Origin of the sequence: Streptomyces sp. NPDC012825 (assembly GCF_042900925.1) — a bacterium.
GTDB lineage: Bacteria > Actinomycetota > Actinomycetes > Streptomycetales > Streptomycetaceae > Streptomyces.
The window spans coordinates 134,516-148,159 of the sequence record NZ_JBIBBZ010000003.1; the positions used below are offsets into that span (position 1 = coordinate 134,516).

Sequence of the window (13,644 nt, forward strand, 5' to 3'; positions counted from 1 at the left end):
GGACACGGAAAGAAACAGCATGTCCGCAGAGAAGCCCGTACAGAAGACGAACACCCCCGAGCCCGAGGGCGGTCCGGCGCGTCCGGGCCGCCCGGGCCGGCGCACCCCGCTGGTCATCGCCGCGGCCGCGATCGCCGCGGCGATCGGCATCACCGCGGCCGTCGGCCTCGGCGACGACGGCAAGACCTCCGGAACGGGCAAGGGTTCCGTCGCCGAGGTCTCCGGCGGCAGCGACTCCACCAGGGCCGCGACCGTCCTGGACCGGCCGTACGACAAGCCCGCGCTCGTCCTCACCGACACCAAGGGCCAGAAGTACGACCTGCGCGAGCGCACCAAGGGCAAGCCGACCCTGATCTACTTCGGCTACACGCACTGCCCCGACGTCTGCCCCCTGACGATGAGCAACATCGCCATCGCCAGGAAGCAGCTCCCCAAGGCCGACCAGGACAAGCTCCAGGTCGTCTTCGTCACCACCGACCCCGAGCGGGACACCTCCGCCGAGCTCGCCAAGTGGCTGCCGGCCGCCGGCGACCCCTCCTTCACCGGTCTCACCGGCGAGTTCTCCGCCATCCAGGCGGGGGCCCGGCAGATCGGCATCGGCATCGACCCGCCGAAGAAGGAGAAGGACGGCAAGGTCGTCTCCATGCACGGGGCCCAGGTGATCGCCTTCTCGCCCACCACCGACCAGGGCTACGTCCTGTACGGCGAGGACACGACCGTCGAGGACTACGCCAAGGACCTGCCGAAGCTCATCAAGGGGGAGAACCCGTGAACCGCCGCACCACCGTCCTGTCCGCCGCCGTGGCGCTCGCCGCCTCGCTCGCTCTGACCGGGTGCTCGTCCTCGTCCGACGCCCCGGCCGGGAGCGGAAAGCCGGAACTGAAGGTCAGCGGCGCGTTCATGCCCCAGCCGGTGATGGACATGGCCGGCGGCTTCCTCACCATCACCAACGACGGCGACACGGCCGACAGGCTGACCTCCGTCACCAGCCCGGTCTCGGACGACGTCACGATCCACGAGACGAAGAACCAGAAGATGCAGGAGGTGAAGTTCTTCGACATCCCCGCGAACGGGAAGCTCTCCCTGGCACGCGGCGGCAACCACATCATGTTCATGTCGCTGAAGGAGAAGCTCCGGCAGGGCGACAAGGTCAGCGTCGAGCTCCACTTCGAGAAGTCCGACCCGATCAAGGTCGACCTTCCCGTCGAGGCCGCCAACCACAACCCGCAGCAGCAGCACTGAACGCGTTGACGGAGTTCGCACAGAACTGACCGACGGAGTGACCCAGAGATGACAACCACCGCCCCGCGCCTCGGCACCGCCCTGGCACGGCTGCTGATCCTGGCGGCCGCTCTCCTCGGCACGCTGCTCGCCGGCGCCGCGCCCGCCTCCGCGCACGCGGCGCTCACCGGCAGCGACCCGAAGGACGGGGCGGTGGTCGTCACCGCACCCAAGGAGGTCAACCTCACCTTCTCCGAGCAGGTCGCCATGAGCGCCGACTCCATCCGGGTCCTCGACCCCGCGGGACGGCGGGCCGACACCGGCGAGATACGCGACCTGTGCAGCGGCTCCGTCGTGCGGTACGGGGTGGGGCTCCGCGCCGGGTTGCCCGACGGCACGTACACCGTGGCCTGGCAGGCCGTCTCCGCCGACAGCCACCCCATCGCCGGCGCCTTCACCTTCTCCGTCGGGGCCCCCTCCCAGACCTCCGTCGCCCTGCCCGACCAGGAGCCCGGCGGCGGACTCGTCGGGGCCCTCTACGGCATCGCGCGCTATCTCTCGTACGCCGGTTTCGCCGTCCTCGTCGGCGGCGGCGCCTTCGTCCTGATCTGCTGGCCGCGCGGCGCGAGCGTCCGCCCGGTGCAGCGGGCGGTGGTGCGGGCCTGGCTGACGCTCACCGGCGCCACCCTGGTGATGCTGCTCCTGCGCAACCCGTACACCGGCTCCGGCGAGCTCTCCGACGCCTTCGACCTCGCTGGCCTGAAGAGCGTCCTGGAGACGAAGACCGGGGCCGCGCTCACCTCCCGGCTGCTGCTGCTCGGCGCGGCCGCGCTCTTCGTGGCCGTCCTGTTCGGCTCCTACACCCGGCGTACCGACCCGAAGGAGAAGAAGGACCTCGTCTTCGGCCTCGGTGTCGGCGGCACCGTGGTGGCCACCGGGATCGCCGGCACCTGGGCCCTGGCCGAGCACGCCTCGACCGGCATGCAGCCGGGCATCGCCATGCCCGTGGACATCCTGCACCTCCTCGCCGTGGCCGCCTGGCTCGGCGGCCTCACCGTGCTCCTCGTCGCCCTCTACCGGGCGCCCTCCGTCGAACGCGCCGCCGTCGGACGCTTCTCCAAGGTCGCCTTCGCCTCCGTGGCCGTCCTCGCGGCCACCGGGCTCTACCAGTCCTGGCGCCAGGTCGGCTCCTGGTCCGCCCTGACCGGCACCCGCTACGGACAGCTCCTCCTCGTCAAGATCGGCCTGATGGGCGTCCTCGTCGGGATCGCCTGGATCTCCCGCCGATGGACACAGAGGCTCGCGGACCTGCCTCCCACGGAGAAGGAGACGGAAGAGGCGGAAGGAGAGGAAGAGGAGAAGCAGGAGGAGGAGACCGGCAGGGCTGCGGGCTCGGAGGCCGGGACGGCTACGGACAGCGGCACCGAGGGAGCTTTCCGCACCGACCGGGCTTCCGGGACCGACGAAGCCTCCGGAAGCGACGGGTCCTCCGGTGCCGAAGGGCCCTCCGAAGCCGACGGGACCTCCGGTGCCTCCTCCGACGTCGATCCCGAGCGGGCCGCGCAGCTCGCCCGGCAGCGGGCCGCCGTGGCCACCGCCCGGCGCAAGCGGGAGCGGGACGCCGACCCCGAGCGGTCCGGGCTGCGCCGCTCGGTGCTGACCGAGGCCGCCGTCGCCGTCGTCCTCCTCGCCGTGACCACCGTCCTCACCGCGACCGAGCCCGGCCGGACCGAGGAGGAGGCCGGTCGGTCCACCGCCGCCTCCGGCCCCGCTGCCGTGCCCGACCGGCCCGTCGACGTCCGGCTGCCCTTCGACACCGGGGGCGTCGACGGCAAGGGCGTCGTGCGGCTCAGCCTCGATCCGGGCCGCACCGGCGCCAACGGACTCCACCTCTACGTCGAACGCCCCGACGGCAAGCCGCTGGACGTCCCCGAGATCAAGGTCGCCCTCACCCTGGAGGCGAAGAACGTGGGCCCGCTGCCCGTCGCTCCCGACCGCATCCAGGCCGGACACTGGAGCGCGAGCGGCGTCCAGATCCCGATGCCCGGCGAGTGGCGGATCCAGGTGACCGTCCGTACCTCCGACATCGACCAGACCACCATCGACAAGAACGTGAAGATCGGCTGACCCCCCGTGAGTGAGAGCGACAACAGCGCGCGCGACAAGAACGAGACCGGTGTCCTGGAGGTCTCCCGGCGACGGCTGCTCGGCACCGTCGGTGCGGCGGGCGCGGCCGGCCTGGTCGCCGGCGCGGCCGGCGGCGCCGGGATCTCGGCGGCCGTGTCCGGTGGCGACACCGCCTCCGCGAACGGCTCCGGCGGTCCGGCGGCCCTGACCACCGTCGGCTCGACCGAGGTGATGTTTCACGGGAAACATCAGGCGGGCATCACCACTCCCCTCCAGTCCCGTGGCCATCTGGTCGCCTTCGACCTCGCGCCCGGAGCCGGGCGCAAGGAGGCCGTCGCCCTGATGCGCCGCTGGTCGGCCACGGCGAAGGCGCTGATGGCGGGCAAGGCGCCGACCCAGGACACCGGGGTCGCGCTCGACGCGGGCCCCTCCTCCCTCACGGTCACCTTCGGCTTCGGCCGCACCTTCTTCGACCGCACCGGCCTCACCGCCCGGCGCCCCGCCGGACTGGACCCGCTGCCGGCCTTCTCCTCGGACGCCCTGGACCCCCGGCGGTCGGAGGGCGATCTGTGGGTGCAGATCGGTGCCGACGACGCCCTCGTGGCCTTCCACGCGCTGCGGGCCGTGCAGAAGGACGCGGGGGACGCGGCCCGGGTGCGCTGGCAGATGAACGGCTTCAACCGCTCGGCCGGGGCCACCGCGCGGCCGATGACCACCCGCAACCTCATGGGCCAGGTCGACGGCACCCGCAACCCGAAGCCCGCCGACCCCGACTTCGACCGGCGGATCTTCGTCCCGACCGGGGCCACCGGCGCCGAGGAGTGGATGGCCGGCGGCTCGTACGCGGTGGTGCGCCGGATCCGGATGCTCCTGGACGACTGGGAGAAGCTGCCGCTGGGCGAGCAGGAGAAGGTGATCGGGCGCCGGAAGTCCGACGGGGCCCCCCTCACCGGCGGCACCGAGACCACCGAGCTCGACCTGGACAAGCGCGGTCCCGACGGCGGGACGGTGATCCCCGACAACGCCCACGCCCGGATCTCCGCCCCCGAACAGAACGGCGGGGCGGCGATGCTGCGCAGGCCGTTCTCCTTCCACGACGGCATCGGTCCGGACGGGACGCCGGACGCCGGTCTCCTCTTCATCTGCTGGCAGGCGGACCCGCTCCGGGGCTTCGTCCCGGTGCAGCGCAAGCTCGACCGGGGCGACGCGCTGTCCCCGTTCGTCCGCCACGAGGCGAGCGGCCTCTTCGCGGTGCCGGGCGGCCCCGCCGAAGGTGAGTACGTGGGCCAGCGCCTCCTGGAGGCGTGAGACCACTCGGGCAGCTTGGAGGCGTGAGACGGCTCGGGCGCCCTGGAGGCGTGAGACGACTCGGGCGACGCCCGACGCGAGGCGTCCGGCCGGTGGCGGGCCGCGGTGTCCGGCCGGCAGCCGTCGGCGGCCTCCGGGGACCATTAGGGTGACGGTATGTCCGCCACCCGGTACACCTATCTCGGCCCCGAAGGCACCTTCACCGAAGCGGCGTTGCGCATGCTGCCCGAGGCCGCGACACGGGAACTCGTCCCCATGGTCTCGGTCCCGGCCGCCCTCGACGCCGTACGGAACGGGGAGGCCGCCGCCGCGCTCGTCCCGATCGAGAACTCGGTCGAGGGCGGGGTGACCGCGACCCTGGACGAACTGGCCTCCGGCGAACCGCTGATGATCTACCGCGAGGTGCTCCTCCCGATCGCCTTCGCGCTCCTCGTCCGGCCCGGGACCGGGCTCTCGGAGATCAAGACGGTCACGGGCCACCCGGTGGCCCAGCCGCAGGTCCGGAACTGGCTGCGGAAGCACCTGCCCGACGCGGTGTGGGAGTCGGCCGCGTCCAACGCGGACGGGGCGCGGCTGGTGCGGGAGGGCCGCTTCGACGCCGCCTTCGCGGGGGAGTTCGCGGCGGCGACGTACGGCCTCGAAGCGCTGGTCACCGAGATCCACGACGCGGAGAACGCCGAGACCCGGTTCGTACTCGTGGGACGGCCGGCCCGGCCCGCGGCCCCGACGGGCGCGGACAAGACCTCGGTGGTGCTGTGGCTGGGTGACGATCATCCGGGTGCCCTCCTCGAACTGCTCCAGGAATTCGCGGTGCGCGGGGTGAACCTGATGCTGATCCAGTCCCGTCCCACGGGAGCGGGGATCGGGAACTACTGCTTCGCCGTGGACGCCGAGGGCCATATCGCGGACCGGAGGGTGGGCGAGGCGCTGATGGGGCTCAAGCGGATCTGCCCCAAGGTGCGCTTCCTCGGCTCGTACCCGCGGGCGGGCGTCGCGGTCGAGGACCTGGGGGCGCTGCGGCGCGGCACTTCGGACGGGGAGTTCATGGCGGCCTCCGACTGGCTGGCGAGGGCCCAGGACGGTCGGGCCTGATCCGAGAATGGCGGATCGCCCTCCGAAGCGTGTGTGGTCGTCCACAGGTACGAACCACTAGTCCTACCTGCATACTTTTCAGTTACCCACAGAGGTTATCCACAGGTATTCCGCGCGACCTGGGGACAAGTCGACACCGCACTCCGGCAAGGTCGACAAATCGGCCCGACCATTCCCCTCCTCCGAGGGCGCCGTCCACAGCGCTCCACCCGCGCCTCCGTCAGCATCCCCCGGCAGGCCCACCCTTCGGAGTGAGTGATTCCCACCCGAATGAGTGTCTCGGTGCTGTTTGATCACGGATTTCCCAGGTGCGGGAAGGAAAAGGCCTGCGACTCTTTCCGCAGTCCACAGAACTTCCACACAGCCTGTGGATAACTAAACGCGTCGTCACGGGCCCCGCCATTTCCGGAAGTGGCAATTCGGGTGAAACGGCACAGGCCTCCTTGTCCGGTGGGGTCGCGTCGGCACGCACCGGTAGCCTGGTGGGGTGATTGACCTTCGCCTGCTCCGTGAGGACCCCGACCGTGTTCGCGCCTCCCAGCGCGCCCGTGGAGAGGACGTCTCCCTCGTCGACGCCCTGCTCTCCGCCGATGAGCGGCGCAGGTCGTCCGGCGTCCGCTTCGACGAGCTCCGATCCGAGCAGAAGGCGCTCGGCAAGCTGATCCCCAGGGCCACCCCGGAGGAGCGCGCCGAGCTCCTGCGGAAGGCCGAGCAGCTCAAGACGGACGTCAAGTCCGCCGAGGCCGAGCAGAACGAGGCCGACGAGACGGCCAAGCGCCTGCTGCTCCAGCTCGGGAACATCGTCCACACGGACGTCCCGGTCGGCGGCGAGGAGGACTTCGTCGTCCTGGAGACGCACGGCACCATCCGCGACTTCGCGGCCGAGGGCTTCGAGCCCAAGGACCACCTGGAGCTCGGCGAGGCGCTCGGCGCCATCGACGTGGAGCGGGGCGCCAAGGTCTCCGGTTCGCGCTTCTACTACCTGACCGGCGTCGGCGCCCTCCTGGAGCTGGCCCTGGTCAACGCGGCGATCGCCCAGGCCACCGAGGCCGGCTTCATCCCCATGCTGACCCCCGCGCTGGTCCGTCCGCGCGCCATGGAGGGCACCGGCTTCCTCGGCCAGGCCGCGGAGAACGTGTACCACCTGGAGAAGGACGACTACTACCTCGTCGGCACCTCCGAGGTCCCCCTCGCCGCGTACCACATGGACGAGATCATCGACGCCGACAAGCTGCCGCTGCGGTACGCGGGCTTCTCGCCCTGCTTCCGCCGCGAGGCCGGCACGTACGGCAAGGACACCCGCGGCATCTTCCGCGTCCACCAGTTCGACAAGGTCGAGATGTTCTCGTACGTCGCGCCCGAGGAGGCGGAGAACGAGCACAAGCGCCTCCTGGAGTGGGAGAAGCAGTGGCTGACCGGCCTGGAGCTGCCGTTCCAGGTCATCGACGTCGCCACCGGTGACCTCGGCGCCTCCGCCTCCCGCAAGTTCGACTGCGAGGCGTGGATCCCGACCCAGGGCAAGTACCGCGAGCTGACCTCGGCGTCGAACTGCGACAGCTTCCAGGCCCGCCGCCTCTCCGTCCGCATGCGCGAAGAGCAGGGCGGCAAGAAGACGGTGCAGCCGCTGGCCACCCTGAACGGCACGCTGTGCGCCGTACCGCGCACGATCGTGGCGATCCTGGAGAACCACCAGCTGGCCGACGGTTCGGTGCGGGTGCCCGAGGTGCTCCGGCCGTACCTCGGCGGCCGTGAGGTCCTGGAGCCGATCGCCAAGTGAGCGCCTTCCCCTACCGCCTGGTCGCGACGGACCTCGACGGGACGCTGCTGCGGTCCGACGAGTCCGTCTCGGACCGTACGCGGGACGCGCTCGCCGCCGCGACGGCGGCGGGCGCCGCCCACATCGTGGTCACCGGCCGGGCGGTGCCCTGGACCCGGCACATCCTCGACGACCTCGGCTACGAGGGGATCGCGGTGTGCGGGCAGGGCGCGCAGGTCTACCACGCCGGTGAGCACCGGCTGCTGACCTCGCTGACCCTGGACCGGCAGCTCGCCGGTCTCGCCCTGTCCAAGATCGAGGCCGAGGTCGGCCCGCTGGCCCTGGCCGCGAGCCGCGACGGCCTGGAGGGCGAGGTCCTGATGGGCCCCGGCTACCTGGTGCAGGAGGGCCCGCTGCCGTACGTGCCGTACGAGGACCCGGCGGAGCTGTGGTCGGCGCCGCTGACCAAGCTCTACATCCAGCACCCGACGCTGACCGACGACGAGCTGACCCGGGCCGCCCGCGCCACGGTCGGCGGGCTCGTGGACATCGTCATGGCGGGACCCGGCATCGTGGAGATCCTCCCGCTCGGCCTCAGCAAGGCGACGGGCCTCTCGCTCGCCGCGCGCCGGCTGGGCGTGAAGGCGGCGGAGACGATCGCCTTCGGCGACATGCCCAACGACATCCCGATGTTCGGCTGGGCGGCCCACGGCGTGGCCATGGGCAACGCGCACGCGGAGCTGCGGGCGGTGGCCGACGAGGTGACCGCCTCGAACGAGGAGGACGGCATCGCGGTCGTCCTGGAACGCCTGCTGGCCGGCTGAGCGGCGCGGAGAGACCGGCCGGGCGACACCGAGAACGGCCGGCCGGGCAACACGGAGAGAGAAGGGCGGCCCGCGCGGACCGGAGTCCGCGCGCTCGAAGCGGCCGCCCCTCTCCTTCGGGAGATCCCCCGTGCCTCCCGTACGTCTAGTGTGCGCCGGATCGCTGTCCGTGTGCGACTGGTTTTCCGCGCGTCAGCGGACGGCAGGCGAGGCCGACGGCCAGGGCGATCGCGTGGCCCAGATCGGTGTACGTGCGGTCGGTGACGAGCGGGACGAGGAAGAACGCGGTCACTCCCACGAGGTAGAGCGGGCGCCAGGGGCGGGCGAGCCGGTGGGTGAGGATGCCCGCCGAGGCGGCGAGCCCGTAGCTGACCCCGATGTCGACGACGTGCGCCATGCTGCGCGGCACGTCGTGGAGGCGGATGGCCGCCAGGACCACCTGCTGGCTGACGAGCGTCGCCGTGAGGTGCGCGGCGGCGACGGTGAAGACCCACTTCGCGGTGCCGAGCCAGCGCTCCACGGGCGCGTGCAGGAGCTCGAAGAGCGCCGCGTACAACACGATGCCGGCCGGGTCCTCGATCCAGAACGCGCTGCCGAGCAGGGCCCGTACCGGGTGGTGCGCGAGCTGGTACAGGTTGCTGCTGTTGCGGTGGAGGAAGTAGTCCTCCACGCCGGTGGGCGCGAGCGCGATGACGAGGCTGGTGAGCGCGATGACCGCCAGCCACACGTGCGTACCGGGTGACGAACGCACCCACGACCTGATCGGTCGGGACGGTTCGCCACCCGGAGGGGTTCCGCTCGGCGCCTTGTCGTTCGGCGCCCTTTCGCTCGGCACTTCCCAGTGCCTATCACCCGGACCTGTCAGATCACGGGAGGGGCCTCAGAAATTGATCATGTGTCCGGCGATTCCGTGGATCGCCTCCTTCACGGCCTCGCCCAGGGTCGGGTGGGCGTGGACGTTCCGGGCGACCTCGTGGACCGTGAGGTCCCACTGCTGGGCCAGGGTCAGCTCGGGCAGCAGCTCGGTGACGTCGGGACCGATCAGGTGGGCGCCGATGATCTCGCCGTACTTCGCGTCCGCGACGATCTTGACGAAGCCGGTGGCGTCACCGAGGCCGTGCGCCTTGCCGTTCGCGGTGAAGGGGAACTTCGCGACCTTGACGTCGAAGCCCTTCTCGCGCGCCTGCTTCTCGGTCCAGCCGAAGCTGGCGATCTGCGGCTGGCAGTAGGTGGCGCGCGGGATCATCGGGTAGTCGAGCTCCATCGTCTCGGCGTCCGCGATGGTCTCGGAGGCGATGACACCCATGGCCTCGGCGGTGTGCGCGAGCATCAGCTTCGCGGTGACGTCGCCGATGGCGTAGATGTGCGGCACGGAGGTGCGGCAGCGGCCGTCGACGTCGATCGCGCCGCGCTCGGTCAGGGCGACGCCGGTGTTCTCCAGGCCGTAGCCGGTGACGTTCGGGGCGAAGCCGATCGCCTGGAGGACCTTGTCGGCCTCCAGGACCTTCTGGGCGCCGTCCTTGCCGGTGACGGTGACGCGGACCTGCGGGCCGGACTCGTCGATGGTCTCGACGCGGGTCGAGGTCAGGACGTCGATGCCGAGCTTGCGGTACTGCTTCGCCAGCTCCTTGGAGACGTCCTCGTCCTCCAGCGGGGCGACGCGGTCGAGGAACTCGACGATCGTGACCTTGGTGCCGTAGTTGTTCAGGACGTACGCGAACTCGACGCCGATCGCGCCGGCGCCGGCGATGACGATCGACTTCGGGGCGTCCTCGGCGAGGATCTGCTCCTCGTACGTCACCACGCGGTCGGTGCGGGACGTGCCCGGCAGCAGGCGCGGGGTGGCACCGGTGGCGATGATGCAGTTGTCGAAGGCGATCGTCTCCGAGGTGCCGTCGGACTTGGCCACCTGGAGGGTGTTCGCGTCGAGGAAGGTGCCCCGGCCGTCGAACTCGGTGATCCCGTTCTTCTTCATCAGGAAGTGGACGCCCTTGACGCGGCCGTCCGCGACCGTACGGCTGCGGCGGAACGCCTCCGTGTAGTCGAAGGAGACGGTGCCGTCGACCTTGATGCCGAAGGTCTTGGCCTCGTGCTGGAAGATGTGGGCGAGCTCGGCGTTGCGCAGCAGCGCCTTGGTGGGGATGCAGCCGACGTTCAGGCAGACACCGCCCCAGTACTTCTCCTCGACGACCGCGACCCGCTTCCCCAGCTGCGCGGCGCGGACGGCGGCGACGTAACCGCCGGGGCCGGCTCCGAGTACGACGACGTCGAAGCGGTCTGACATGACTGACTCCCGAGGGTGATGAGGGTGTGCGGTCCGCGTACGGCCCCACAGTAGTCCGGCACCTCCGGGCCGGTGAGTTGTAGGATGACTGGGCAACCGGGCGAGTGGAGAGGTCGGAACGGCATGGCACTCAGGGCAGCGGGACGGACCTCGCTGGTGGACTCCGCGGTGGAGCAGCTCCGCGGTCAACTCGCGGACGGAGAATGGGTGGTCGGCGACCGCATCCCCACCGAACACGAGCTCGCGCAACAGCTCGGGGTGGGCCGCAACACCGTCCGCGAGGCCGTCCGGGTCCTCGTCCACGCCGGCCTCCTGGAGTCCCGTCAGGGCAACGGCACTTTCGTCAGGTCCACGGCGGATCCGGCGGCCGTCCTGCACGGGGTCCGGCACGCGGGCGCGGCCGACGTGCTCGAACTCCGGGTCGCCCTGGAGGCCGAGGCGGCCCGGCTCGCCGCCGCCCGGCGCGACACCCACGACCTGCTGCGGCTGCGCGCCGCCCTGGCCACCCTGCGGGAGGAGGGCGACCGGGACGCCGACGCGGACCTCGCCTTCCACCTGGCGGTCGTCGGCGCGACCCACAACGCGGCCTTCGTGGAGGTCTACCGCTTCTTCTCCGCCCAGGTCCACGAGGTCCTGGTGGAGGCCCTCGGCGACCGGGAGATGCCGCCGGTCGACATCGACGCCCACGAGGCCCTGGTGGCCGCCGTCGAGGCGGGCGACCCGGAGGCGGCGGAACGGCAGGCCCGCGAGCTGCTGCGGGTGCCGATGGAAACGGTGGCGGCGCTGACGGAGCGGTCCCGATGAGCACCGGAGCGCGTACGTCCTCCGGTACGGGCGCGGACGCGTCGTCCCCCGCGACCGCTCCTGCCGGAGTGCCCGGCTCCGCGTCCGCCGGTGTACCCGGCTCCGCGTCCGGTTCCGCGTCCGCCGGTGCGCTCGGCTTTCCGTCCGGCCCCGTGTCCGCGCCCGTGCTCGTCGACGCCGAGGCCGGGGGCCGGCCCTCGGCCGCCGGGGCTGCGGCCCGGCGTGCCCTGCTGGCGCATCCGGCGCTGCTCCTCGTGGGGATCGTGCTGGCCTCGCTCAACATGCGGGCGGCCCTGGCGAGCGTGGCTCCCCTGATCGGCGAGATATCCGCCGCCTTCGGCCTCTCCGCGACGGCGAGTTCGCTCGTCACCTCGGTGCCGGTCCTCTTCCTCGGCGCGGGCGCCGCGGTGGCGCCGTGGCTGGGGCGCCGGTTCGGTACCGAACGCGTACTGTTCGCCGCTCTCCTTCTCCTCGGCGCCGGTGTCCTCGCGCGCGTCCTGCCGTCCGTGTACGCCCTGTACGGCGGCGGGATCCTCGTCGGGACGGCGATCGCCCTGCTCAACGTGCTCATGCCCGGCCTGATCAAGCGTGACTTCCCGGACCGGGCCGCGGCGATGACCTCGGTCTACACGGGGGCGATGATCGCGGGCGCCACGGTGGCCGCGGCGGCGGCCGTTCCCCTGGAGAAGACCCTGGGCGGCGGCTGGGAGGCCTCCCTCGGGTTCTGGTCGCTGCTCGCCGCGGTGGCGGCGCTCGCCTGGCTGCCCCAGGTGCTGATCGCCCGGGGCCGTACGGGGCACGCGGTACGGGCCGTCCCGGCCGGCGGCGCCCGCCCGGTGAACGTCTGGCGTTCCCCGCTCGCCTGGCAGGTCACCCTCTTCATGGGCCTGCAGTCGCTCTGGACGTACGTGTTGATCGCCTGGATGCCGACGATCTTCGTCGACCACGGGATGGACCGCTCCACCGCCGGTGTGGTCTTCGCCTTCAACAACCTGGTACAGGTGGCGGGCGCCTTCGTGGTGCCACTCCTCGCCGGCCGGATGCGGAGCCAGCGCCCGCTGATCGTGCTCGTCACCACGCTGGTCGCGGCCGGTTACGCCGGGCTGATGGTGGCACCGGTGGAGGGCGCCTGGCTCTGGTCGGCTCTCCTCGGCGTCGGTCAGGGCGGTGCGGTCGGGCTCGCCCTGACCCTGATCGTGCTGCGCTCCGGGGACGCGGTGACCGCGGCCGGGCTCTCGGGGATGGCCCAGACGGTCGGCTATCTGCTCGCCGCCGCGGGCCCGCTGGCGGCCGGCGCCCTCCACGAGGCCACCGGCTCCTGGACCGCGCCGATCTGCGTGGTCCTCGGCGTCTGCGCGACGGCCCTGGCCGTGGGACTCCTCGCGGCCCGGAACCGTACGGTCTGAGGAACGAGCCGGCGTGGCGGGGCGGCTCCGGAAGGGCCACCCGGCTCCGGGGGCGACGACCCTCGGAGCCGTACCGCTTCCGTGTCCGGCTCCGGGGCCTACTCCTCGCCGGCCAGGGTCAGCCGGCGGAGCTTCTGGCCGGCGAACCAGGTCGCCGCGACCGTGACCGCCACCAGGAGGGCCACGGCCGTGGGGAGCCCGACCTCGGAGGTGACCAGGCCGTCGCCGGTGACCTTCTCCGCGAGGGCGAGCGCCCACTGCTGGACGCTCAGGGTGCGGGCGCCGGAGATCAGGGAGCCGAAGAGGGTCTCCCACACCAGCGCGTAGACCAGGCCGATCACCACGGCGTGCCGGCTGACCGTGCCGAGCAGCAGGAACAGCGCGCTGTACGCGATGGAGGCCACGAGCGCCGCCACCGTGTAGGCCACCGCCACCTGCTGGCCGTTGCCGTTGAGGATGAATCCGGCGATCAGCGTCGGCACCGCCGAGAAGACCATGGTCACCGCGATCGCAACGATCAGCTTCGTGAAGATGATCGCGGGCCGCTTCACCGGCTTGGACAGCAGATAGACGATCGAGCCGTCGTCGATCTCGGGACCGATCGCGCCCGTGCCGGCGATCACACCGATCAGCGGCACCATCGTGGCCAGGGCGAAGCCGCCGAGGACGTCGGCCGCGACCTGGTCGTCCGCGCCGTTGAACATGCGGATCGCCGCCGAGATGATCAGCAGCAGGGCGGGCAGCAGGAAGAGGATCATGGCCCTGCGGCGGCCGAGGAGGGCCCGGTAGGTGAGCCGGGCGACTGTGGGGTTGTACATCGGT

At 71.7% G+C, this 13,644-nt stretch carries 12 protein-coding genes; 9 read left to right on the forward strand and 3 right to left on the reverse strand.

From position 1 onward, the window contains the following. Positions 1-19 precede the first annotated feature (19 nt). From ACFY7E_RS09220 to ACFY7E_RS09250, 7 genes are all read left to right on the forward strand, one after another. Positions 20-772, forward strand: coding sequence for an SCO family protein (locus ACFY7E_RS09220; RefSeq protein WP_383433176.1), 753 nt, complete (start codon positions 20-22; stop codon positions 770-772). Next, positions 769-1,242 (forward strand): copper chaperone PCu(A)C, encoded by a 474-nt coding sequence (locus tag ACFY7E_RS09225; RefSeq protein WP_383433179.1) that lies wholly within the window; start codon positions 769-771, stop codon positions 1,240-1,242. The genes ACFY7E_RS09220 and ACFY7E_RS09225 overlap by 4 nt, the downstream gene beginning before the upstream one ends. Before the next feature lie 48 nt (positions 1,243-1,290). Beyond that, complete coding sequence (locus ACFY7E_RS09230) at positions 1,291-3,348, forward strand: copper resistance protein CopC (RefSeq protein WP_389482461.1); 2,058 nt, start codon at positions 1,291-1,293, stop codon at positions 3,346-3,348. A gap of 6 nt (positions 3,349-3,354) precedes the next feature. After that, entirely contained in the window at positions 3,355-4,656 is a 1,302-nt protein-coding gene (efeB, locus tag ACFY7E_RS09235; RefSeq protein ID WP_389482464.1) for an iron uptake transporter deferrochelatase/peroxidase subunit, read from the forward strand. A 156-nt stretch (positions 4,657-4,812) separates the two neighbouring features. Further along, positions 4,813-5,748 (forward strand): prephenate dehydratase, encoded by a 936-nt coding sequence (gene pheA, locus ACFY7E_RS09240; RefSeq protein WP_383433188.1) that lies wholly within the window; start codon positions 4,813-4,815, stop codon positions 5,746-5,748. A gap of 487 nt (positions 5,749-6,235) precedes the next feature. Further along, positions 6,236-7,525 (forward strand): serine--tRNA ligase, encoded by a 1,290-nt coding sequence (serS, locus tag ACFY7E_RS09245; protein ID WP_389482466.1) that lies wholly within the window; start codon positions 6,236-6,238, stop codon positions 7,523-7,525. Further along, positions 7,522-8,328 carry an HAD family hydrolase gene (locus tag ACFY7E_RS09250; RefSeq protein WP_389482468.1) on the forward strand — a complete coding sequence of 269 codons (807 nt, stop codon included), beginning with the start codon at positions 7,522-7,524 and terminating at the stop codon, positions 8,326-8,328. Before serS ends, ACFY7E_RS09250 begins: the two co-directional genes overlap by 4 nt. A gap of 145 nt (positions 8,329-8,473) precedes the next feature. On the opposite strand, the gene ACFY7E_RS09255 is transcribed toward ACFY7E_RS09250, so the two are convergent. Together ACFY7E_RS09255 and lpdA are read right to left on the reverse strand one after the other, a co-directional pair. Then, complete coding sequence (locus ACFY7E_RS09255) at positions 8,474-9,079, reverse strand: rhomboid-like protein (RefSeq protein ID WP_389482470.1); 606 nt, start codon at positions 9,077-9,079, stop codon at positions 8,474-8,476. A 129-nt stretch (positions 9,080-9,208) separates the two neighbouring features. Further along, on the reverse strand, positions 9,209-10,612 hold the full coding sequence (gene lpdA / locus ACFY7E_RS09260; protein WP_389482473.1) for a dihydrolipoyl dehydrogenase: 1,404 nt from the start codon (positions 10,610-10,612) through the stop codon (positions 9,209-9,211). Positions 10,613-10,735: 123 nt separating this feature from the next. Between lpdA and ACFY7E_RS09265 the strand changes: the two genes are divergently transcribed. Continuing rightward, complete coding sequence (locus tag ACFY7E_RS09265; protein ID WP_389482475.1) at positions 10,736-11,416, forward strand: FadR/GntR family transcriptional regulator; 681 nt, start codon at positions 10,736-10,738, stop codon at positions 11,414-11,416. Positions 11,417-11,568: 152 nt separating this feature from the next. Beyond that, positions 11,569-12,822: a CynX/NimT family MFS transporter gene (locus tag ACFY7E_RS09270; protein ID WP_389482478.1), complete on the forward strand. Its 1,254-nt coding sequence runs from the start codon at positions 11,569-11,571 to the stop codon at positions 12,820-12,822. A gap of 98 nt (positions 12,823-12,920) precedes the next feature. On the opposite strand, the gene ACFY7E_RS09275 is transcribed toward ACFY7E_RS09270, so the two are convergent. After that, positions 12,921-13,640, reverse strand: a complete 720-nt coding sequence (locus ACFY7E_RS09275) for an ABC transporter permease (RefSeq protein WP_389482480.1) — start codon at positions 13,638-13,640, stop codon at positions 12,921-12,923. Positions 13,641-13,644 lie beyond the last annotated feature (4 nt).

Excerpts from the sequence above, each read along its gene's own strand:
- ACFY7E_RS09220 (WP_383433176.1), top strand. The coding sequence starts at position 20 with ATGTCCGCAGAGAAGCCCGTACAGAAGACGAACACCCCCGAGCCCGAG.
- ACFY7E_RS09230 (WP_389482461.1), top strand. The coding sequence starts at position 1,291 with ATGACAACCACCGCCCCGCGCCTCGGCACCGCCCTGGCACGGCTGCTG.
- pheA (WP_383433188.1), top strand. The coding sequence starts at position 4,813 with ATGTCCGCCACCCGGTACACCTATCTCGGCCCCGAAGGCACCTTCACC.
- lpdA (WP_389482473.1), bottom strand. The coding sequence starts at position 10,612 with ATGTCAGACCGCTTCGACGTCGTCGTACTCGGAGCCGGCCCCGGCGGT.
- ACFY7E_RS09265 (WP_389482475.1), top strand. The coding sequence starts at position 10,736 with ATGGCACTCAGGGCAGCGGGACGGACCTCGCTGGTGGACTCCGCGGTG.
- ACFY7E_RS09275 (WP_389482480.1), bottom strand. The coding sequence starts at position 13,640 with ATGTACAACCCCACAGTCGCCCGGCTCACCTACCGGGCCCTCCTCGGC.